Annotated in this window: 18 protein-coding genes; 6 read left to right on the top strand and 12 right to left on the bottom strand. The window is 60.8% G+C overall.

What is annotated here, in order from left to right; genetic code table 11:
- Positions 1-320: 320 nt before the first annotated feature.
- From BTW07_RS04865 to BTW07_RS04850, 4 genes are all read right to left on the bottom strand, one after another.
- Positions 321-1,781, bottom strand: coding sequence for a protein adenylyltransferase SelO (locus BTW07_RS04865; RefSeq protein ID WP_075569042.1), 1,461 nt, complete (start codon positions 1,779-1,781; stop codon positions 321-323).
- 171 nt (positions 1,782-1,952) lie between these two features.
- Positions 1,953-2,744 (bottom strand): glucosaminidase domain-containing protein, encoded by a 792-nt coding sequence (locus BTW07_RS04860; protein WP_158025858.1) that lies wholly within the window; start codon positions 2,742-2,744, stop codon positions 1,953-1,955.
- Positions 2,745-3,022: 278 nt separating this feature from the next.
- Positions 3,023-4,921 carry a molecular chaperone HtpG gene (htpG, locus tag BTW07_RS04855; RefSeq protein WP_075569041.1) on the bottom strand — a complete coding sequence of 633 codons (1,899 nt, stop codon included), beginning with the start codon at positions 4,919-4,921 and terminating at the stop codon, positions 3,023-3,025.
- 165 nt (positions 4,922-5,086) lie between these two features.
- Positions 5,087-5,422, bottom strand: a complete 336-nt coding sequence (locus tag BTW07_RS04850; RefSeq protein WP_075569040.1) for a YkvA family protein — start codon at positions 5,420-5,422, stop codon at positions 5,087-5,089.
- A 364-nt stretch (positions 5,423-5,786) separates the two neighbouring features.
- Here BTW07_RS04850 and BTW07_RS04845 point away from each other — a divergent pair, with 364 nt between their 5' ends.
- A complete protein-coding gene (locus BTW07_RS04845) occupies positions 5,787-7,763 on the top strand; it encodes a transglycosylase SLT domain-containing protein (protein ID WP_075569123.1) in 1,977 nt (658 codons plus the stop codon).
- Positions 7,764-7,869: 106 nt separating this feature from the next.
- Here BTW07_RS04845 and BTW07_RS04840 read toward each other — a convergent pair whose 3' ends face one another.
- Both BTW07_RS04840 and BTW07_RS04835 read right to left on the bottom strand, forming a co-directional pair.
- On the bottom strand, positions 7,870-8,448 hold the full coding sequence (locus BTW07_RS04840; RefSeq protein WP_075569039.1) for an exopolysaccharide biosynthesis protein: 579 nt from the start codon (positions 8,446-8,448) through the stop codon (positions 7,870-7,872).
- Between the two features lie 86 nt (positions 8,449-8,534).
- On the bottom strand, positions 8,535-8,951 hold the full coding sequence (locus BTW07_RS04835) for an NINE protein (RefSeq protein WP_075569038.1): 417 nt from the start codon (positions 8,949-8,951) through the stop codon (positions 8,535-8,537).
- A 638-nt stretch (positions 8,952-9,589) separates the two neighbouring features.
- On the opposite strand from BTW07_RS04835, the gene BTW07_RS04830 reads away from it, so the two are divergent.
- The gene (locus BTW07_RS04830) at positions 9,590-9,796 is read left to right on the top strand and encodes a cold-shock protein (RefSeq protein ID WP_071232112.1); all 207 of its coding nucleotides are present in this window, start codon (positions 9,590-9,592) and stop codon (positions 9,794-9,796) included.
- A gap of 140 nt (positions 9,797-9,936) precedes the next feature.
- Here the strand turns inward: BTW07_RS04830 and BTW07_RS04825 are convergent, their stop codons facing one another.
- The 4 genes from BTW07_RS04825 to BTW07_RS04810 form a co-directional block, all read right to left on the bottom strand.
- The gene (locus BTW07_RS04825; protein WP_075569122.1) at positions 9,937-10,377 is read right to left on the bottom strand and encodes a nucleoside deaminase; all 441 of its coding nucleotides are present in this window, start codon (positions 10,375-10,377) and stop codon (positions 9,937-9,939) included.
- A gap of 248 nt (positions 10,378-10,625) precedes the next feature.
- A complete protein-coding gene (yegS, locus tag BTW07_RS04820) occupies positions 10,626-11,549 on the bottom strand; it encodes a lipid kinase YegS (protein WP_075569037.1) in 924 nt (307 codons plus the stop codon).
- Between the two features lie 266 nt (positions 11,550-11,815).
- Positions 11,816-13,006 (bottom strand): multidrug effflux MFS transporter, encoded by a 1,191-nt coding sequence (locus BTW07_RS04815; protein ID WP_075569036.1) that lies wholly within the window; start codon positions 13,004-13,006, stop codon positions 11,816-11,818.
- Positions 13,007-13,076: 70 nt separating this feature from the next.
- A complete protein-coding gene (locus BTW07_RS04810) occupies positions 13,077-13,772 on the bottom strand; it encodes an MgtC/SapB family protein (RefSeq protein WP_075569035.1) in 696 nt (231 codons plus the stop codon).
- 131 nt (positions 13,773-13,903) lie between these two features.
- On the opposite strand from BTW07_RS04810, the gene BTW07_RS04805 reads away from it, so the two are divergent.
- On the top strand, positions 13,904-14,752 hold the full coding sequence (locus tag BTW07_RS04805) for a formate/nitrite transporter family protein (protein WP_075569034.1): 849 nt from the start codon (positions 13,904-13,906) through the stop codon (positions 14,750-14,752).
- Positions 14,753-14,840: 88 nt separating this feature from the next.
- Here the strand turns inward: BTW07_RS04805 and BTW07_RS04800 are convergent, their stop codons facing one another.
- Positions 14,841-16,541: a 2-isopropylmalate synthase gene (locus tag BTW07_RS04800; RefSeq protein WP_075569033.1), complete on the bottom strand. Its 1,701-nt coding sequence runs from the start codon at positions 16,539-16,541 to the stop codon at positions 14,841-14,843.
- A gap of 235 nt (positions 16,542-16,776) precedes the next feature.
- Between BTW07_RS04800 and BTW07_RS04795 the strand changes: the two genes are divergently transcribed.
- From BTW07_RS04795 to BTW07_RS04785, 3 genes are all read left to right on the top strand, one after another.
- A complete protein-coding gene (locus BTW07_RS04795) occupies positions 16,777-17,274 on the top strand; it encodes an Lrp/AsnC family transcriptional regulator (RefSeq protein ID WP_075569032.1) in 498 nt (165 codons plus the stop codon).
- 128 nt (positions 17,275-17,402) lie between these two features.
- Positions 17,403-18,380, top strand: coding sequence for a tripartite tricarboxylate transporter substrate binding protein (locus BTW07_RS04790; protein WP_075569031.1), 978 nt, complete (start codon positions 17,403-17,405; stop codon positions 18,378-18,380).
- Positions 18,381-18,560: 180 nt separating this feature from the next.
- Positions 18,561-19,373, top strand: a complete 813-nt coding sequence (locus BTW07_RS04785; RefSeq protein ID WP_075569030.1) for an HpcH/HpaI aldolase family protein — start codon at positions 18,561-18,563, stop codon at positions 19,371-19,373.
- Between the two features lie 80 nt (positions 19,374-19,453).
- Here the strand turns inward: BTW07_RS04785 and BTW07_RS04780 are convergent, their stop codons facing one another.
- Positions 19,454-19,771: a DUF1127 domain-containing protein gene (locus BTW07_RS04780; protein WP_075569029.1), complete on the bottom strand. Its 318-nt coding sequence runs from the start codon at positions 19,769-19,771 to the stop codon at positions 19,454-19,456.
- Between the last annotated feature and the right edge of the window lie 377 nt (positions 19,772-20,148).

The raw sequence follows: 20,148 nt of genomic DNA, 5'->3' as shown, positions 1-20,148 counted from the left end.
GGTTTGCCAATGACGTAACCCTTCAACGCCCAGTGCCGGAACACCAGGCGGAGAGACCCATCATCAGATTCAAGCCGCGTCGACCGGTACGACAGTTTTCCGGAAAGAAGAGAGTGGAATCAAGCAATTAGGAGAAAAACCAACCCAATCAATATTTTATGGCAGGCATAACTAAAGCGTTATATTAAAAAAAGACAACAAGCGTCTGATTTCAATATTAAAAACCGGACACATCGTTTCCGTTATCGCACTTATAACCCATGACTTATCGCTGCCAAATCGCCATGAAAATGCCGGCTGCGGGCACCGGCATCACGCTGTCATGACGAACAGGAGAGGCAGACAGGCGGCGCGTCGGAGGATGGCGCCTCGCTCCAGATCTCCATCCCCGGTCGCTGCAGAAACGGAGACGAGAGCAGCTCGCGGAATGTCTGCAACGGCCTCGCGTCCCCCTGTTCCGCGGCCTCGATCACCTGCTGAGCCAGATGCGTGCGGAGGATATAGAGCGGATTGACCCGCCGCATTGCCGCCAGCCGCTCGGTGTCTCCACGGGATTCATGATTCAAACGTCGGCGATACCGCTCCAGCCAGCTCTCGAGCTCCGGACTCGCGATCTCTTCCGCCAGGGAGAGGCCGCCGACGACATCGCGGTCGCTGAGCGCGCGGAAGCTGCGATGAAAATCGGCCCGCGAGCTTTCGAGCAGCGACAGCCAGTCATCGATCAATTCGCCATCGCTCTGCTGTTCTGTTTCGAGCCCCAGCCGTCCTCGCATCAGGATGGCATATGCCGCCTGCAGCGTCGGCTCGTAGCTATCGAGCATCTCGCGCAGCCGTTCGACGTCGATCAACGGCGTCAACGATTGCCCCAGCACGGTCAGATTCCACAGTGCCACGCCGGGCTGCTGGTCGAAGGCATAGCGGCCGGCCGTATCCGTGTGGTTGGGCGTCAGGTTCGACTCGAATCGATCCATGAAGGCATAGGGGCCATAGTCCAGCGTCAGGCCGAGAATCGACATGTTGTCGGTGTTCATCACCGCGTGGACGAATCCATAGGCCTGCCAGCGAGCGATCAACTCCGCGGTGCGCGTGACCACATCCTGGAACAGTGCCTCCAGCGGTGCGGACTCCTGAGCGAGATCAGGCCGATGACGATCGATGACGTGACGCGCCAGTCGCTCGAGATCCTCGACACGCTGCTGCTGGTAAAGCCATTCGAAGTGACCGAACCTCACGTGACTTTCCGCCAGCCGCAGCAGCGTCGCGCCCGGCTCGACGCGCTCGCGCATCACTTTCTCGCCGTTGACGGCCACCGCCAGCGCCAGCGTGGTCGGGATCTTGAGTCCAGCCATTGCCTCGCCGGCCAGATACTCGCGAATCGAAGAACGTAGCACCGCACGGCCATCGCCGAAGCGCGAATACGGCGTCTGTCCGGCCCCCTTCAGATGCAGATCGACCGGCCCCTGAGGTGTCATTGCCTCCCCCAGCAGCAGGCCGCGTCCGTCTCCGAGTGCCGGGTTGTAGGTACCGAACTGATGGCCGGTGTACTTCTGGGCCAGGGGATCCATGCCGTCCAGCAGTCGCTCCCCACCCATCAGCGCGGTCAGACGACCATGATCGATATCATCGGGCTCCAGGCCGAGGCGCGCCGCCCCTCTCGGGCTGATATCGAGCAGCCGCGTACCACCCCAGCGAGTCGGCTTGACTCGGGTGAAGAAATCATCGGGGAAGCGGGACCAGACGTTATCGAAGGTCAGTGCCTCGAGGGATGTATCGCTGACCATGACGGCCTCCTCGGATTGGCAGGAAAGTGGCTGTAGTTGAGTCCACAGTTGAGTCCAGAGTCTAGTCCAACTGGCCGATGACGCACGATCGCCCCAGCGTCGACAGGCCCGTGAATGGCGCCCTGAGTCGGCGTCGCCGAGATCATGGTAAATCGCCGAGAGTGACGACAATCAGGCCGGGCTGCCGCTCACGAAGGCGTTGTCGGCGCCGTGAGTACGGATGAGGTCTCCGTTGGTGCGCAGTAGCGATAGCAGCTGCTGCTGATAATCGGGTGAGGTCGAGTAGTTGTGCAGCGCACCGATCAGCTTTTCGGCGGAAATGGACTTGCCCCTTGCCGCCAACGCCGCTCGCTGCCCGCGAAGTTGCGCATAGGCACGATGGGTATTCAGGTTATGCAGATAAGCACCGACCCCGTCGCGGACACTATCGAACACCTGAAAACGGCGTGAAGTCCCCTGTTGCGCAATACCGCAACCCGCACGGAAGCATCGCATGCCGAACAGATTGTTGCTGTCCCGGGCGAGCCGGGAGGTGCCCCAGCCGGATTCTTCCACCGCCTGGATCGCCACCATCTCCAACGGCACGGTGTTGACCCGCGCCAGCAGTTCACGGCTGACCTTGGCCGGTTCGCAGTCGACCCCGTAGTCGTCACACAGACGAGACAATCGGCGTTTCTCGTCCGCCGTCATTGGATTGATGCGGCTATGCACACCGACCAGCCAGTTGCGATCGCTCTGGATGCGGGCGTTTTCCGCCTGTACCAACGGCACCAGCATGCTCAAAAAAGCCGCCTTGCGCTTGGGGCCTGCCTTGACCTCGCGCAGATTGGGCAGTTCGTTGATCGGATCCAGCGCGGGGCGTTGAACCTGGCTGTTTAGGGTCGGCAAGGTTTCGGATATCGACTCGGCCTGAGACGCTATCGGGAACGCTGCCAGACTCAAGGCCAGAACGATTCCTGCCACCCTTGTCGATGCCCGCTGTCGGCGGTCGGGTTGGGTTCGGTATCGACTGGACCACTGAAGGTGCGGATGACATTGGTGACGAGAGACGCTTCGTCGGTCAAGAAACCACAGGAAGGATCGCGACATGCTCGCTCCCCCGTTGATGAGAAGACGGCAGGTTAACAGCATTTAACCGCAAGGTTGAGGAAAAAACGTGCAAGAACACGCTTTCCCAACGAGCAACGGCCGACCACGAGGGCCGGCCGTCGAGTGCTCATGGGCGGATCACGCGAAGGTGATCAAGCACTTAGCAGGGTGTTGAGACGTTTGACATAGGCTGCCGGATCGTCGAGATGGCCACCCTCGGCGATGACCGCCTGATCCAGCAGAATATGGGCCAGATCGTCGAAATTGCCCCCTTCGGTGCTTTCCAGGCGCGCTACCAGCGCATGGTCGGGGTTGAGCTCGAGAATCGGCTTCACTTCCGGCAACGGCTGGCCGGCAGCTTCCATCATCCGGCGCATCTGGAAGCCCATTTCGTGCTCAGGCAGTACCACGCAGGCCGGAGAATCGGTCAGCCGGTGCGTGACGCGCACTTCCTGGACGTGCTCGCCCAGTGCCTGCTGCACCCGCTTGACCAGATCCTCCTTGGCCTTGGCGCTCTCTTCCTGGGCCTGCTTCTCGGCTTCATCGGCCATATCGTCGAGTTCAAGGTCACCCTTGGCCACATCCGCGAAGGACTTGCCGTCGAACTCGGTGAGGTGACTCATCAGCCACTCGTCGATGCGATCATGCAGCAGCAGCACCTCGATCCCCTTCTTGCGGAAGATCTCCAGATGCGGACTATGGCTCGCCGCATTGAAGCTATCCGCGACGATGTAGTAGATCTTCTGCTGCCCTGCCTTCATGCGTTCGACGTAATCGGCCAGCGACTGATCCTGCGTAGTGCTGTCGGTGTGCGTGGTCGAAAAGCGCAGCAGACCCGCAATCTTGTCACGGTTGGCGTAATCTTCCGCCGGCCCTTCCTTCAGGACATCGCCGAAGGTGTTCCAGAAGGTCTGATAGGCCTCCTTGTCCTTCGCCAGCTTCTTGAGCATGTCCAGCGCACGCTTGGTCAACGCCGACTTCATCGAGTCGACCTGCGGTGACTTCTGCAGCAGCTCCCGGGAGACGTTCAACGGCAGGTCGCGGGAGTCCAGCACGCCCTTGACGAAACGCAGGTAGAGCGGCAGGAAGGCTTCGGCATCGTCCATGATGAACACGCGCTGCACGTAGAGCTTGAGCCCACGTACGCCGTCGCGCTGATAGAGATCGAACGGCGCCCGTTCCGGAAGGTAGAGCAGGCTGGTGTACTCGAGCTTGCCTTCGACCTTGTTGTGGCTCCAGGTCAGTGGATCGCTGAAGTCATGGGCGATGTGCTTGTAGAACGCCTTGTATTCGTCGTCATCGATCTCGGCCTTGGGGCGAACCCACAGCGCGGTCGCTTCGTTGACGGTTTCCCAGCTGACGGTCTCGCTACCGTCGATCTCGTTACCCTCTTCGTCGCGCGCTTTCTCGACCTTCGGCATGCGTACCGGCACGTCGATATGATCGGAGTACTTGCGCACGAGGTTCTTAAGCCGGAATTCGTCGGCGAACTCCTTGGCATCTTCCTTCAGATGCAGCACGATCTCGGTGCCGCGCGCCGGCCGATCGATGTCGGCGATGGTGAATTCGCCTTCGCCTTTCGAGCGCCACTCGACGCCCTGCTCGCTGTCGGCACGGCGGGTACGCACGACCATTTCATCCGCGACGATGAAGCCGGAGTAGAAGCCGACGCCGAACTGCCCGATAAGCTTGGCATCTTTCTGCTTTTCCCCGGAAAGCTGCTTGAGGAAGTCGGCCGTACCACTCTTGGCGATGGTGCCCAGGTTCTGGATCACTTCGTCACGATTCATGCCGATACCGGTGTCGCGCACGGTGACGGTCCCCGCCTCGGCGTCATGCTCGATCTCGATCCGCAGTTCGGCATCGCCAGCGTAGAGCCCGTCGTTGTCCAACGCCTCATAGCGCAGCTTGTCGCACGCGTCGGCCGAGTTGGAGATCAGCTCACGCAGGAAAATCTCCCGGTTGGAGTACAGGGAGTGGATCATCAAGTGGAGAAGCTGCTTGACTTCGGTCTGGAAGCCTAGCGTTTCTTCTTGAGTGGCAGTGGTCATTGATGGGCCTCTCGAGGCTGTTACGAAATAAAGACGAACAAAATCACGGTGTTCTGCGATATGGGGATGGCTTGAACCATTTCAAGCCGAACCCGAACTCGGCGGCGACTTCTTCACTCGGTGACGCCGTTGTTGCTCGATAACGCTTGATCGACGACGGCGTTCTTAGTCGACGACGACCTTCTCGTCGTCGATGCCCTTCCAGCGCCGGTAGTCCCCCATCGCCCGGTCGACTCGGGTCAGCAGCCAACCCACGATGAATACGTCATCGACCAGTCCGATGATCATCAGAAAGTCGGGGATCAGATCCAGCGGCGACACCAGGTACACCAGCGCCAACGCCATCCAGCCGAATGCCGCCCAGGGAATCGGACGATAGCGACCACGGAAGACATCCATGCACATGGGACCGAAGACCCGAAACGCGCGGCCGATTCGGGACAGCGCGCCACCGCGCTGCTTGAGACGGGAGAGCTGGGTCAGGAAACGCCAAGGACTCATGGTTGGATCTCCGTTGGTGACGCTGGGGGCGAAGAGCGTTCGATCGACGCCGACTGGAGGGTTAAATGGTCACGATCCGACCAGGATTCAATATCATCGCAATCAAACGGCACGATTCGGCTACCAGACGCTATCGTCGAATCGTCAAACGGCACTACCCAAGCCGGCCACCATCGGCGACGATGGACGCCATGAGTCGACAAGGCGTCAGCAAACCTTCGTCGCACACGCCGCCCTGACCGCAGTTGCGGCTCTGGTCGAGGTCATTCGCCGAGCGCGCGTCGCATCGGGCGAGCCGGACGAGCGTGCGACCTGTACCCGCATGCGCTTCAAAGAACAGCGCTTTCAGGAAGAGAGAGACCCAATGCCCGCAATACCCACCCGCAGACGTTGGTTGAGCTGGTGCCTGGCAGGCGCCATGAGCCTCGGCGCAACCGCACAGGCGGCCGTGCCGTCCCAGGGCGTGAATCCCCGCGCCGATCAAGCCATGAAGCAGGCCCTGGACGCCGCCCGGGATCGGCGCTGGAGCGATATCGACCAGGCTGCCATTCAGGATCACGTACTGGCCGGCTACGTGGAGTACCACCGCCTTCGAGCACGGCTTTCCAACGCTTCGGCGGCGGAGGTAAAGGATTTTATCCGGCGTTACGGCGACTCGCCGCTGGCCGACTGGATGCGTGGCTCCGCGCAGACACGTTTCGGTGAACAGGGACGTTTCGACGATCTGCTGGCGATCAGCGATGGTGAACCGTCCAGCGCCATCCGCCAGTGCTACTACTACACCGCACTGCTCGATCGTGAGCCGGCCAGGGCCGCTGAGGGCGGGGAAGCGTTATGGCATGTCGGCGCCTCCCAGCCCGAAGCCTGCGACCCGCTGTTCTCGGCCCTCGAGAAGCGCGGCGTATTGACCGATGAAGACACCTGGGAGCGGATGATGCTGGCCTGGGAGAACGGCCAGAGCGGACTGGTCACCTATCTCCAGCGTGGCCTTGACGACTCCTGGCAGCGCGCCATCGACAGCTTCGACGACGTCCGTGGCAACTACGCCGCGGTGACCCGGATCCCGCTGGATCTCGGCCCCGGGGGTCAAGCCAGCGGCGCGCTGATCGCCGCCGCCATGCACGGCCTGACTCGCGCGGATACCGAAGCGTCACTGGAGGCCTGGCGCAAGATTTCCCCCCATGTATCGATCGGTGAAGATCGTCGCCATGAGATCGAGCACGACCTGGCGTTCTACTCCATGGTCCGCGATGTGGGCAACAATCAGGGCTGGGTCGATACGACGCTGCCGCGCCTCGCGGATGCCGATCTCATCGAGCTGCGTATTCGCAGTGCGGTCACCGAGGGCAACTGGGCCAATGTCGTGCGCTGGAGCGAGGCGCTTGCCCCGGACGTCCGCGCCGAAGCCCACTGGCAGTACTGGCTCGGCCGCGCCAGCGAGGCCCTGGGCGACGACGCCAAGGCGCGCCAGGCCTATCAGCTGGCCGCTCAGAATCGCAGCTTCTTCGGCTTTGCCGCCGCCGATCGTCTCGGTCAACCCTATCAGTTGCAGATGGCCGACACCCAGGTCTCGACGCTACAGCAGGAACTGACCGGCATGCTGCCGGTGGTTCAGCGGACCGAGGCCTTGATGCGAATCGGCGAGGACGGCCTCGCGCGCAGCGAGTGGTTCACCGCAGCCGCTCGCGACACGCCGGAACAGGCCGAGGCGCTGGCCGACTACGCCATCCGCCAAGGCTGGTTCGGCATGGCGATCCAGACCACCATTGCCGCCAAACAGTGGGATGCATTGCCGTGGCGATTCCCGGCCGCCTACCGCGACTCGTTCCTGAAATGGGGTGAAGTCAACCAGGTCGATCCCTACCTGCTGATGGGCATCGCCCGTCGGGAAAGCGCCTTCAATCCGCACGCCATGTCACCGGTCGGGGCTCGCGGACTGATGCAACTGATGCCGGGCACCGCCGATCATGTCGCCCGAGGGCTCGGGATCAGCGCGCCCAGCACGGCGGACCTGTTCGAGCCCCAGGTCAACATTCGCCTTGGCAGCACCTACATTCAGTCGATGCTGGCGCGCTACCGTGGCAATCGAATCGCGGCAACGGCGGCTTACAACGCCGGCCCTCAGCGAGTGGATCGCTGGCTTTCGACCGCCCCGCGCGAGTTCGATCGCTTCGTCGAGAGCATTCCGTTCCGCGAGACTCGTGACTACGTGCAGGCCGTGCTGGCGTATCGAGTGATCTTCGAAAGCCTGGCCAAGCGAGGCGATACGCAAGGCGTCGCCATGCTGTCCCAGGCCGAGCGGCAGGGAAACTACGATCCGACGCTGATCGCCCGCAACTGAACCGACGCCGACCTCCCGCCACAATCGCCCCGATCGCCCTGGATCGACTGTCGATGCCAGGACGGCCGGGGCGATTTTCATGGGAGCGCATGGGTGCGCAGGTCGATCAGAGCAGCCAGAAGCCGATTCCGACGCCGCCACCCAGGGTAATCCCGAGGCCGATCAACATCATCAACCCATCGCCGGCCGTGAGCCCAAGCGCCATGATCACGATCGCCAGTGCCGGTATCGCGGCGGCAAACGGCAACAGTTCCAGCGGCATCATCCCGAGCCCGAGCACGACCATCAACAGCGCCAGCAGACGCTGGGTGACATCGCCCATCAGCCAGCCCAATCGAGGCTCGAGGAATCGATCGATTTTCCGGGTCCAGGGCTTGATACGCTGAGTGACGCGATGCCAGCGGTCGTGACTGATGCCGCGCTCGCTCAAGACTTTAGGCAACCACGGACTCTTGCGTCCAAACACCAGCTGGATCGCCATCAATGCAATGAAGATACCGCAGGCGCTGGGCACGCCCGGCACACCGCCGGTCGGCAGCAGCGCGATCAGTGCCGGCAACAACACTACCGGCCCGAATCCCCGAGCATTGAAGGTGTCGACGATGTCCTGCAGCGTGATGGTGTCATCCTCGACCTGACGATCGAGCGTTTCCAGAATGCCGGTAAGCTTCAGTCGCTTCGGCATGCGTCACCTCCTTGTGACAAAAAATGGGTAACCACCCTGCGAAGACGATTTCGCTGTCCGAGCGGGAGCGACCCGAAGCCGCCCGATTACAGGCCGCGGCGTGCGTGCTTCACCGAAATCTGATCGTTGAGGGTCCAGAAATCGTAGAGCACACCCACCAGGAACAGACCGCCTGTGAACAGGTAGATCAGCCCGGTGATCCATTTGCCCATGTACATCCGGTGAATACCGAACACGCCCAAAAACGTCAGCAGTACCCAGGCCAACGTGTAGCTCGTCGGTCCCGACCGAAAGCGCAGGTCGGCCTGTCGATCCATGCTCGGAATCAGAAACAGATCGATCAGCCAGCCAATGCCGAACAGCCCGAGGGTGAGAAACCAGATGGTGCCGGTGACCGGCTTGCCATAGTAAAAGCGGTGGGCACCGGTAAATCCAAAAATCCATAGCAGATAACCGATGACCTTGCTGTGAGTGTCGTTGAACCTCAACTCTTGGTGTGTCACGCACGTTGCTCCTGACTCGAGTGATGATTGAACCGAGGGAGCTGGCGCTGCCCCGTCGACTCAAAAGGCGAGCGACAGCTTACCCGAGGTCCCTGCTGCGATATACCGCCGTGCTCCAGGTCCGCGCGACATTCTCCGACACAGGGACATGACAGCCCGCCTCGATTACCGCCAGCGACGAACGCCGCCATGACGGACAACGGCATGCGCCGGCACCGGGATGGACGCCGTGACATCCGGCGACGCCGGTCGTCTTTCCCGGGGCAGGTAGCGTCTTGGCTCGTGGCCAATATGACAGCGGCATGTCATCTTCTTAAAAAGCGTTAAGAAAACCATACTGCGTGACGCGATCAGCCCGAAAAAAGGACAGCAGAGGATATAGACGCCCTTGAAAATATTATCTATGGTTCGAAGGCGGGGCATGGGAAACGGTTTTACCTGAAGTCAAGCCGCTGACGTTTGACCCGGTACATCCACCAATGCAACCTCCGTTGCGTCGGTTTGCAGGCAGAATGTCGTCAGTTGTTAGTCGATTTCGTCGAACTCCTCGTGCGCATTCCCCCCTGGTCTTACCACGCATTTCGGGTACTCCCGTGGGGTGCTCGGCTACATCACTATGCACGTTAAGGATATCGACAATGGCAACTGGCACTGTCAAATGGTTCAACGACACGAAAGGCTACGGATTCATCTCTCCCGATGACGGCGGTGATGATCTGTTCGCCCACTTCTCCGAAATTCAGGCAGACGGCTTCAAGACCCTGCAGGACGGCCAGAAGGTTACCTTCGACGTCACACAGGGCAAGAAAGGCCTTCAGGCCGCCAACATCAAGGTATCTGGCTAACCCCAGTCAAAGGGTCTGACTCCGGGGCCACGATCCGGGAGGCTTTCCGCCTTGAACAAAGCCCACCGTCAGGTGGGCTTTTTAGTCACCGGCATTCGGCGCCTGCGAATGCCCGAGCGTAACGGGAGCCGCCAGATCGCTCATGGCTCGCCGATATCTTCGTTCCAGACCTCAGGGCAGGTCGCGATGAACTGGGTCATCAGTTCACGGCAGACGGGATCGTCCAGCACCTCGAGTTCTACACCCCGCTCTCGCAGCAACGCCTCTTCACCGAGAAAGGTACGATTCTCGCCGATCACGACTTTGGGTATGCCGTATAGCAGGATCGCACCACTGCACATCGAGCAAGGCGACAGGGTGGTATAGAGCACCGTCTCACGGTAAACCGAGGCCGGGAGACGGCCCGCGTTTTCCAGCGCATCCATCTCTCCATGCAGAATCGCACTTCCCTTCTGCTGACGTTGATTGTGCCCTCGACCGATGATCTCACCCCGATGGACCAGCACCGATCCGATCGGAACGCCCCCGTTGTCGAGACTGCGCTGCGCCTGTTCGATGGCTGCCTGCATGAACTGATTCACTGTGATCTGCTCCTGTCGCTCTTGATCGATGCTTTCCGATGTCGTTATCGACACCAGCCTCATTCCCGGTTTCACGCCTGGTGTTGTCTGAACAGTCGGCGATCGAAGGGCCAGGCAAGGCAAAACCGGCGAAGACGGGCCGGGTTGGCGTACCAGTTTACGGGGTGTCAATGAGCATTTTGACCGGGCTGGCGCACCAGCCGATTGTTAACGCCGCATGGGCGAGCGCGGTACTTTTCAGACAGTGCCTAACCCGGGTACAGCAACAAAGGGCAGCTCTTTGGTACCACCAACGGCAGGGCACCACGGTCCAGCGATGCACGAAAATGGCCGTAGCGACGCGGCTCGCCGTCGAGATTCAAGGGAAAGGCGCCGTTGCTGTCGAATTCGACCCAGGGCACGCGAAGATACCGCACGAATTCCCCGTCCTGAGGCAGGTTCTCGAGTTCATCGATGATTCGTTTCAGTTCACCCAGCGAGTTGAAGTGGCGAACGAACAGCAGCTCGAGCAGTCCGTCATCCAGTTTGGCGGAGGGCGCCAGCCGTTGGCCGCCACCGGCCTGGCAACCGTTGCCGATCGCCAGCATGAACAGCGGTACACGGGCCTCGCCGTCCGGCCATCGCATGTGCCCTTCGAAGGGCTGATAATTCCACGCTTTCAACATCCCCATCAGCGAATATGCACCGCCGCCCAGCAGACGTTTCAGCCCCACCGGCGTCGAGGTAGTGATCTCGGCACCGAATCCACCGGACGCCACGTTGATGAACGGCTCATCGTCGAGCTTTCCGACATCCACCTGGCGAACGTCTCCGGTGATGGCCAGCGCCAGCGCCTCATGGGGAGTCATCGGCAGATTCAACCCATGGGCGAAGTCGTTGGCGCTCCCCAGCGGCAGAACTCCCATGGCCGGACGCCGCTCGGGCGCCTGCCGCATCAGCCCGGCGACGATCTCGTTGATCGAGCCGTCACCGCCGCCGGCGACGATCCGTGTGGCACCGCCGGCTATCGCGTCGTCCACCAACCCGACCCCGTCACCGCCCTCCCAGGTTACCCGAACCCGGAGGTCATGCCCTTGACGGCGCAGATGCTCGACAGCCTCGCGGATCTCCGGCTGCTGAGCCGATTTACCGTTGAGAATCAACCATGTGCTTTCCTTGCCATGACTGGCCATACCTATTGTTTCCTTTCCTGAGGCCGACCGGATATCGCTGTCGCGCCGTAATCTCTCACGTCATTGCTGCTTGCTGACGGTTTCATTCTAGTCTGTTCATTCTGCCCCGATACCGCTCGCGTTAAACCTCACCCCAACGCAGCGCCTTTCAACATGATGCTGCGCACTCCAGTCTAGCGTAACCGCCGCTGGAACTGGCGAGACGGCAGAAGGCATCAGACCCGTGAAGACCGCTTCGCTGGATGACGTCCCCGGCGATCGACTCATCACCCAGCGGTTTCAGGACGTCCGGCAAGCCGAATTGCCAGGGTCCACATGACGATCCCTCCGAGGCAACAGATCATGGCCAGCGATGTCTGCGGTGCCAACGGCGTCATCAGCAGCAGCGTGGCCAACGTCGCACCGCCGCCCAGCTGGATCGCGCCGAGCAGTGCCGCGGCCGTCCCCGCCCGCTCCGGAAACGGCTCCAACGCCAGGCTCGCCGCGGCACCCAGCACCATCGAGAAGCCGATCGACAGTATCGCCACAGGCCCCATGAAGGTGACTACCGATACCGGTACGGTGCCGTAGAGGACAGCGATCAACAGGCCGCCGCCGATGACGACGACCAGCCCACGCTGCACGGTAGACTCCCTTCCCCACCGCGCCATCAGCCTGGGAACGATAAAGAATGCGACAGTGCTGACCAGGGCGTTACCCCCGAACCACAAGCTGAATATCCACTCCGGCTGGCGTAGACGATCCATCATGACGACCGGTGCCGCCGATACGTAGACGAGTATCGCGGCCATCATGGTGCTGACGAGCACGGCATAATGGAGAAACCGATGGTTGAAGATGATCGGGCGATAACGCGACCAGCGATAGAGACGCTTTTCGACCACCGTTCCGACAGGACGGGTTTCGCCGAAGCGCCAGTACGCGCACAGCCACAGCAGTCCGGCGAACGCCGTCATGAAGGCGAAGTTGCTGCGCCAACCCAGCGCCACGGTCAGTGCTCCGCCCAGCACCGGAGCCAACGATGGCACCAGCGTCAGCGAGCCATTGAGATAGCTGTAGAGCTTGGCACCCTGGCTCGGGGTATAACTGTCGCGGACTGCGGCAAAGGCCACGGTGACGGATGCGCAGGCCCCCAGCCCCTGAAGAATGCGTGACAGGTAGAGCATCTCTATCGACATGGCCGTCATGCCGATCACTGCCGCCGTCATATAGATGGCGACGCCGCCCAGCAGCACCGGACGGCGGCCGAATCGATCGGTCAACGGACCGACCAGCAGTTGCCCGACCCCGACACTCATCAGGAACAGCGTGATGGTCAGCTGCAGCGCAGCGTAGGGCCGCTCGAACTCATCGGCCATGGCAGTCAGCGCCGGCAGATAAATGTCGATCGCCAACGGCGACAGCATGATCGCGCCCATCAGTATCCAGAAAGCCGGACGCTTCTCGCGTGCCTGCATCACCACCTCGCCACCATTTCAGGATCGCCTACTCTATCGGCTGGCAAGGGAATGACAACCATTCTCGACATCAATCTCCGGTGGGCGAAAGCTGAAACTCCAGCAAACGGTCGTGGTCGCGAAGATCGGCGGCCAGCGGCGGGATATACTTTCGATCATGGGTCCGCAGCATCAGGCGGTATTCGAACTGGCGGCCTTCGTCACGAGTTCGATAGCTCAAGCTCTCGACCTTGAACCGATGTGACGCCATCAGATCATGAACCTGTGCCTCGGCCATCACCGCCTGACTATCGAAACGCAGAACGCAGCGGGCAAATATCCGGCTCGGCATGCGTGCCTCCACCACCCGGAACAGGGAGAGGGTCAACAGGGTCACGATGGTGGCCAGCACCGCCGGAAACAGAAAACCGATACCGTAGAGAATACCCAGTACCGAGGTCACCCAGATCGACGCGGCCGTGGTCAACCCTCGAACCGTCAGGCCCTCCTTGAAGATCACCCCGGCTCCCAGGAAACCGATCCCGGTCATGATGCCTTGCGCCATGCGCGTGGGATCCGTGCGAATCGTTGCTTCCGGCACCGCACTGCCCAGCCATTGCCACTGATACATCGTGACCATCATCAGAAGCGCCGACGAGACGCAGACCAGCGCATGCGTGCGAAATCCCGCCGGGCGACCATGGAAGGTTCGCTCCAGGCCGATCAGGCTGCCGGCCAGCCAGGCCATTCCCAAATGCGTCAGCATCGTCCACGATTCCGGCGACATGCTTGGCTATCTCCTTGTCTCATTTGCGACTATCGTTCCAGCATAGCGTTTGCCACTGGCCATCGCAGAGAAACCTGGTGGCCGCTCTTCATGCTTGACGCCCTCCTCCACTCTGACCAAGGAATGCCCGCTTGACTAACCATCACGATCTCACGCCGCCCAGTCGCGTCCGGCAGGAAGACGACGAGCACGACCTGCAACTCGATGGCGAGCATCTGCCCTCGAAGGCGGCGGCCGTACACGAGTACATTCGAGAGGAAGGCGAAAAGGAGCTGAACCGTACGGTATCGGCATTGCTGTGGTCCGCCATTGCCGCCGGCCTATCGATGAGTTTTTCGATGCTGGCGAAAGGCCTGCTGCACGCCCGCCTACCGGATAACGATGTCGGATTTCTGGTCGAGTCACTGGGCTACACGGTGGGCTTTCTGGTCGTGATCATGGCGCGACAGCAGCTCTTCACCGAAAACACCGTGACGGCGGTCCTGCCCGTGATGAGTCAACCTCGGATCGGCAAATTCTTGTGCCTGCTACGCCTCTGGGGCGTGGTGCTGGTCGGTAACCTAGTCGGTGTGGCGGTCTCGGCCTGGGCGATTCTGGTACTACCGATCTTCTCGATGCAGACTCACGAGGCCTTTCTCTCTCTGGGTGAACACATTCTCGAGAATACCCCGATGCAGATGTTCGCCAAGGGTATCGTGGCCGGCTGGATGATCGCGACCATGGTCTGGCTGCTGCCAAGCGCCAGCAGCGCCAAGATCTGGGTCATCCTGATCGTGACCTACCTCGTCGCCATCGGCGGGTTCACGCATATCATCGTCGGCTCGACCGAAGTGATGTATCTGGTCTTCTCCGGTCACGCGAGCTGGGGGGAATACCTGTTCCGCTTCGGCCTGCCGACGCTACTCGGCAACGTCGTCGGCGGCACCTTCATCTTCGCTCTGATCAGCCACGCTCAGATTCGCAGCGATAGCGACAACTGATAGCCGTCAGTCGACGACCGTCACAGAGGGAAAACGCGGACGGGGCGCCAATGGGCGCCCCGTCTGCGTTTCTGCCCCCTATGAACCGTTACAGCGCCCGTTCCGTCTCGCGAGTCGCGCTCGATTCGGTCGTCATCGCCAGATTGATCCCGGCGATGAGCGCCTTGAGCGAGGCACTGACGGTGTCGCTGTCTTCGGCCACGGCACAGACGCGTTGCCCGCCGACGTTGAGCTGGACGAAGGCGATGGCATTGGCCTCACTGTCGCCCCCGAGGGAATGTTCGGCGTAATCGACGATGCCGACGCTGACGCCGGAATGCTTCTGCCACGCATCGGTGAACGAAGACATCGCCCCGTTCCCCTTGCCGGAAAGGCGCAGCGTCTCGGCACCCTGCCACAGGGTCACCTCGATGCCCTCGTCCTGCCCCTTGGAAAGACGATAGTCGGCCAGCGACAGCGGTGACTCGCAGGTGAACCGGTCGAACATGACCTGCCGGATGATCTCGCTGGAGAGTTCGCTGGCCCGCTTCTCGCTCTCCTGCTGCACGTGGGGCGCCAGCGCCAGCATCATCCAGCGCGGCAGGCTGATGCCGTAGTCGCGCTCGAGCAGGAACGCCATGCCGCCCTTGCCGGATTGGCTGTTGACCCGAATCACCGCCTGGTAATCGCGACCGATGTCATGCGGATCGATGGGCAGATAAGCGACCTGCCACGGCTCGTCCGGCCGCTGCTTCTTGAGCGACTTGCGAATCGCGTCCTGATGGCTGCCCGAGAAGGCGGTGTAGACCATTTCGCCGACCCACGGATGGCGCGGATGAATCGGGATGTTGGTGCAGTCGTTGACCACTTCGATGATCTCGTCCGGCCGCGACAGGTCGAGCTCGGGATCGATGCCCTGGCTGTAGAGGTTCATCGCCAACGTGACGATGTCCATGTTGCCGGTGCGCTCGCCATTGCCCAGCAGCGTGCCTTCGACGCGCTCGGCCCCGGCCAGCAGTGCCAGCTCGGCGGAGGCCACCGCACCGCCGCGGTCGTTATGGGTGTGTACCGAGATGATCACGCTGTCGCGCCGGCTGATGTGCTGACAGAAGTACTCGATCTGATCGGCATGATGATGCGGCCCTGCCACTTCGACCGTGGTCGGCAGGTTGAGGATGCACTTGTTGTCGGGCGTCGGCTGCCACACATCCATGACCGCTTCGCAGATCCGCAGCGAGAAGTCGATCTCGGTGCTGGAGAAGCTCTCGGGCGTGTACTCGAAACGCCATTCCACTTCCGGATAGCGTTCGGCGTAGGTCTTGACCCAGGTCGCCCCCTGCACCGCGATATCGACGATGCCGTCACGGTCCATCTCGAACACCCGCTCGCGCTGGACGGTGGAGGTGGAGTTGTAGAGATGGACGATGGCGCGCTTGGCTCCGACCAGCGATTCGAACGTCTTCTCGATCAGATGCTCGCGGCACTGCACCAGTACGGCGATGGTCACGTCATCGGGAATCTGGTCATCCTCGATCAGCCAGCGCACGAAGTCGTAATCGGGCTGACTCGCCGAGGGGAACCCGACCATGATCTCCTTGATGCCTACCTTGACGATCTGATGCCAGAAACGCTTCTTCTGCTCGACGCTCATCGGCTCCAGTAGCGCCTGGTTGCCATCGCGCAGGTCTTCGCTCACCCAGATCGGTGCGTGATCGAGATCACGGTCCGGCCATTGACGATCGAAGGCGGGCACGCGGGGCGCCGGGCGATATTTTCTATGATCAAAGGCGCGCTGGTCGAAAGCAGACATGATGGGATTCCTGAAGATGAAGAACTCGGTTGACGATGGCCGCGGGTGGCGGCCCCGGTGATCGCGGGAGCGGTGGATGACCACGCCGGCTTGGTGGCTGCTTGTGGCAGCGAAAGTCGTAACGGCAGTGACAGTGTAGAACGTTTGCCGCGACAGGTTATTGCGAAAAAACGCGCAAAACGGACTAAATTGGCATAATGTTGCGAAAAAACGAAGAATAGAGGCAGATAACGTCATGCATCCCACCACTCCCCAGATCCTGGACCGATATGATCGGCGCATACTCGAACGCCTTCAGCAGGAGGGGCGCATCAGCAACCAGGAACTGGCCGACCGTATCGGGCTCTCTCCCTCGCCTTGCCTGCGACGCGTCAGGGCGCTGGAAGAGAGCGGCCTGATCGTGCGATATCGAGCCGATGTCGACGCGCGCCCGCTGGGCTATCAGTTGATGGCACTGCTGCATATCTCGATGGATCTTCATACCCCGGAGCGCTTCGATAACTTCGAGCGGCACATTCGCGAGGTGCCCAACGTCATCGAGTGCCTGATCATCACCGGCCAGGCCGCGGACTTTCAGCTCAAGATCCTGGTCCGCGACATGGATGACTATCAGCACCTTCTGCTGCACGTCATCAATCGTATCGAAGGCGTGACCGGCGCCCACACCAGCTTCGTCCTGCGTCGCGTGTTCGAGAATCGACCGATCCCGACCGATCTCATCGCTGCCACCTGAGCGGGTTGCGCTCTTCGCACCTTAGACGATTGCGCAATTGTGGCGGGGGCCACGTCTTGCTATGACTTTGCATGCAAAGTTCATCTTGAAAAATTTTCTAAAAAATAAGCACGCCAAGCGAGGTCATCATGAACCGATCAGTGGCTCCCCGCCGTCTCAGCCTGTTGCTGTCCGCCGCCGTACTGGCCTCGCCACTGGCATGGGCGGATTATCCCGAGAAGCCGATCACGCTGATCGTGCCGTGGGCGGCCGGTGGCGGTACCGACGCGACCGCGCGCATCATCGCCTCCTCCCTCGAGGAACAGCTGGGACAGACGATCAACGTCCAGAATCGTACCGGCGGAAGTGGTGTCGTCGGTCATACCGCGATCGCCAACGCCAAACCCGACGGCTACACCCTGGGCCTGTCCACCGTCGAGGTCGCGATGATGCACTGGCAAGGGCTCACCGACCTGACTTACCAGGCTTTCACCCCGATCGGTCAGATCAATTTCGACTCCGCCAGTCTCTCCGTCTCCGACGACTCCCCTTTCACGGATCTCGAAGACTTCGTGACCCAGGTCAAGGACCAGCCCCGGGGCACCTACAACGCCTCGGGCACCGGGCTTGGTGGTATCTGGCACGTCGCGCTCAATGGCTTCCTGATGGATCAGGGCATTCCCGCCGGAAAGATCACCTGGATTCCCAGCCAGGGCTCGGCGCCGGCCATGACCGAGCTGGCCTCCAACAGTATCGATCTGGTGGCCTCTTCACTGCCCGAGGCAAGATCGATGATCGAGGCGGGCGAGCTTCACAGCCTCGGCGTGATGACCCCGGAGAGGCTGGAGGGTTTCCCCGACATTCCGACTTTCAAGGAGCAGGTCGGAAGCGATTTCACGCTAGGGGCATGGCGTGGCATCGTCGGGCCGAAGGGAATGGACGAAGACGTCGTGGCAACCCTGGAAAGCGCGCTCAAGAAAGCCTACGACAGCGACGCCTATCAGAACTTCATGGCCAAACAGGGTTACGGCATCGTGTGGCGAGATGCGGATGGCTTTGCCCAGTTGATGGCCGAAGACGATGAGAAATTCGGCAAGATCATGGGCGAAATGGGTCTGACGAACTAAGCTCTGTCTGAAAAATCAGCGAGCGATGGTCAGACTAGGCAAAAAATGACGAAAAAGCGGAGTTTACGAGGTGTAAATGAGCATTTTGAGTCAATTTTTAACGCCGGATGGGCGAGCGCAGGCATTTTTCAGACAGAGCGTAGATCGTCACGGCTGAGATCGTATAAGGAAACCAATGCCATGCAATTACCATCGAATCCTTTCAAACGCTCGCTCGATGGCACCCCCCGCTATGGTTGCTGGGCCGGGTTCGGCACCGGGTACGCCACCGAGATTCTGGCCACTACCGGCTTCGACTGGCTGCTGATCGATGGCGAGCATGCACCCAATACGGTGCCTTCCGTGCTGGCCCAGCTGCAGGCCATCGCTCCCTATGCCATCGCCCCCGGTGCCTGCGCGCCGGTGGTAAGAACCGTCAATCACGATCCCGCACTGATCAAGCAGTTGCTGGATATTGGCGCCCAGACGTTGATGATTCCCATGGTCGACACGGCAGAGCAAGCGGAGAAGCTGGTGGCAGCGACACGCTATCCGCCGCACGGCTTCAGAGGCGTCGGCGGCGGCCTGACTCGGGCAACGCGCTGGGACAGCGTGGAAGACTATCTGGCTCATGCGCACGAGGAACTATGCCTCGTCGTGCAAGTGGAGTCTCGAACCGGCGTCGATAACGCCGAAGCGATTGCGGCCACCGAGGGGGTGGATGCCATCTTCGTTGGCCCGGTGGATCTTTCCACCGGTGTCGGTCACGCCGGCAACCCCAATCATCCGGATGTGCAAGCCATGATTCGCCACACGCTCGAGGTGACCCACGCCGCCGGCAAGGCGGCCGGCATCCTCGCGCCCGCCGAGGCGGATGCCAAACGCTACGCCCAGTGGGGTTTCGATTTCATCGCCGTTGGCATCGATATCAGCCTGCTGCGTCAGGCCGCCGTGGAGACCATTGCTCGCTACAAGCCGGACACCCCCAGACCGACATCCAGTCTCGGTTACTGAAAGGCGACGCTGGACGTGTCATCTCCGATCCGACATGAGTTCAAAAAAAGCCCCGGCCACATCCTGTGACCGGGGCTGCGCTAGGCCAGTTTTTCTCCACAATACCGACACACCTGGATTGAACCCTCCTTCTTGTCGGCAGCGGATTCTTCTATTTCGACGCTCTGCCCTGCCTCGACAAGACGGAGCGCCACGGCAGATTCGGGCTTGTCGTTGACGCCGGAAGCGTCGACGGAATGAGCCGGAAACAGGGGAACGATTTCGCTTCCCTCCCGGCGCAAACCAATATCCTTGAGCATATGCGGATTCAGGCCCCTCAAGGTGCGCAAATCCCGTTGACGGCGACGAGCCGCTGCAACGCACTGGATCAATTTCCGAACAATCGCTGATAGCTGCATGGTTCCGAACTCCTGTTTGACGGAGGCCGGGCACGAATCGCGGAAAAAAGAGAGGGAGTTTCGTCATTTTCGGCCGCGAAAGGTGTCGCGGCCGGTGATCAACATCAATCCAAGGCGCGCGACTGACAACGTGCTCGCATACCGTGCAGGCGCACGGCATGGGAGAACGATGAGCAATTCGGGCGATGGAAGTTCATCACGATTTCCGAAATCAAATGGATCATTACTGATGTGGGATTATCGAGAAGCATAAGCTCATGCCCTCGATAAATTGATTAAAATCGAGTCATCTACCGGCGTCAACCATCAACAACCAAAAACAGTCGACTTGTCAGTTTTCACGATGATCTTTATTTCCGGATATGAAAAACGCGCTC

The sequence above is a fragment of the Salinicola socius genome, from assembly GCF_001937195.1.
Taxonomy (GTDB): Bacteria; Pseudomonadota; Gammaproteobacteria; order Pseudomonadales; family Halomonadaceae; genus Salinicola; species Salinicola socius.
The sequence above is the reverse complement of the archived record's forward strand: the minus strand, read 5'-3'. Positions and strand labels throughout refer to the sequence as shown.

Bases quoted from the DNA above. Each gene is read 5' to 3' on its own strand.
- BTW07_RS04865 (WP_075569042.1), bottom strand. From the start codon at position 1,781: ATGGTCAGCGATACATCCCTCGAGGCACTGACCTTCGATAACGTCTGG.
- htpG (WP_075569041.1), bottom strand. From the start codon at position 4,921: ATGACCACTGCCACTCAAGAAGAAACGCTAGGCTTCCAGACCGAAGTC.
- BTW07_RS04850 (WP_075569040.1), bottom strand. From the start codon at position 5,422: ATGAGTCCTTGGCGTTTCCTGACCCAGCTCTCCCGTCTCAAGCAGCGC.
- BTW07_RS04845 (WP_075569123.1), top strand. From the start codon at position 5,787: ATGCCCGCAATACCCACCCGCAGACGTTGGTTGAGCTGGTGCCTGGCA.
- BTW07_RS04840 (WP_075569039.1), bottom strand. From the start codon at position 8,448: ATGCCGAAGCGACTGAAGCTTACCGGCATTCTGGAAACGCTCGATCGT.
- BTW07_RS04830 (WP_071232112.1), top strand. From the start codon at position 9,590: ATGGCAACTGGCACTGTCAAATGGTTCAACGACACGAAAGGCTACGGA.
- yegS (WP_075569037.1), bottom strand. From the start codon at position 11,549: ATGGCCAGTCATGGCAAGGAAAGCACATGGTTGATTCTCAACGGTAAA.
- BTW07_RS04815 (WP_075569036.1), bottom strand. From the start codon at position 13,006: ATGCAGGCACGCGAGAAGCGTCCGGCTTTCTGGATACTGATGGGCGCG.
- BTW07_RS04810 (WP_075569035.1), bottom strand. From the start codon at position 13,772: ATGTCGCCGGAATCGTGGACGATGCTGACGCATTTGGGAATGGCCTGG.
- BTW07_RS04800 (WP_075569033.1), bottom strand. From the start codon at position 16,541: ATGTCTGCTTTCGACCAGCGCGCCTTTGATCATAGAAAATATCGCCCG.
- BTW07_RS04795 (WP_075569032.1), top strand. From the start codon at position 16,777: ATGCATCCCACCACTCCCCAGATCCTGGACCGATATGATCGGCGCATA.
- BTW07_RS04790 (WP_075569031.1), top strand. From the start codon at position 17,403: ATGAACCGATCAGTGGCTCCCCGCCGTCTCAGCCTGTTGCTGTCCGCC.
- BTW07_RS04785 (WP_075569030.1), top strand. From the start codon at position 18,561: ATGCAATTACCATCGAATCCTTTCAAACGCTCGCTCGATGGCACCCCC.
- BTW07_RS04780 (WP_075569029.1), bottom strand. From the start codon at position 19,771: ATGCAGCTATCAGCGATTGTTCGGAAATTGATCCAGTGCGTTGCAGCG.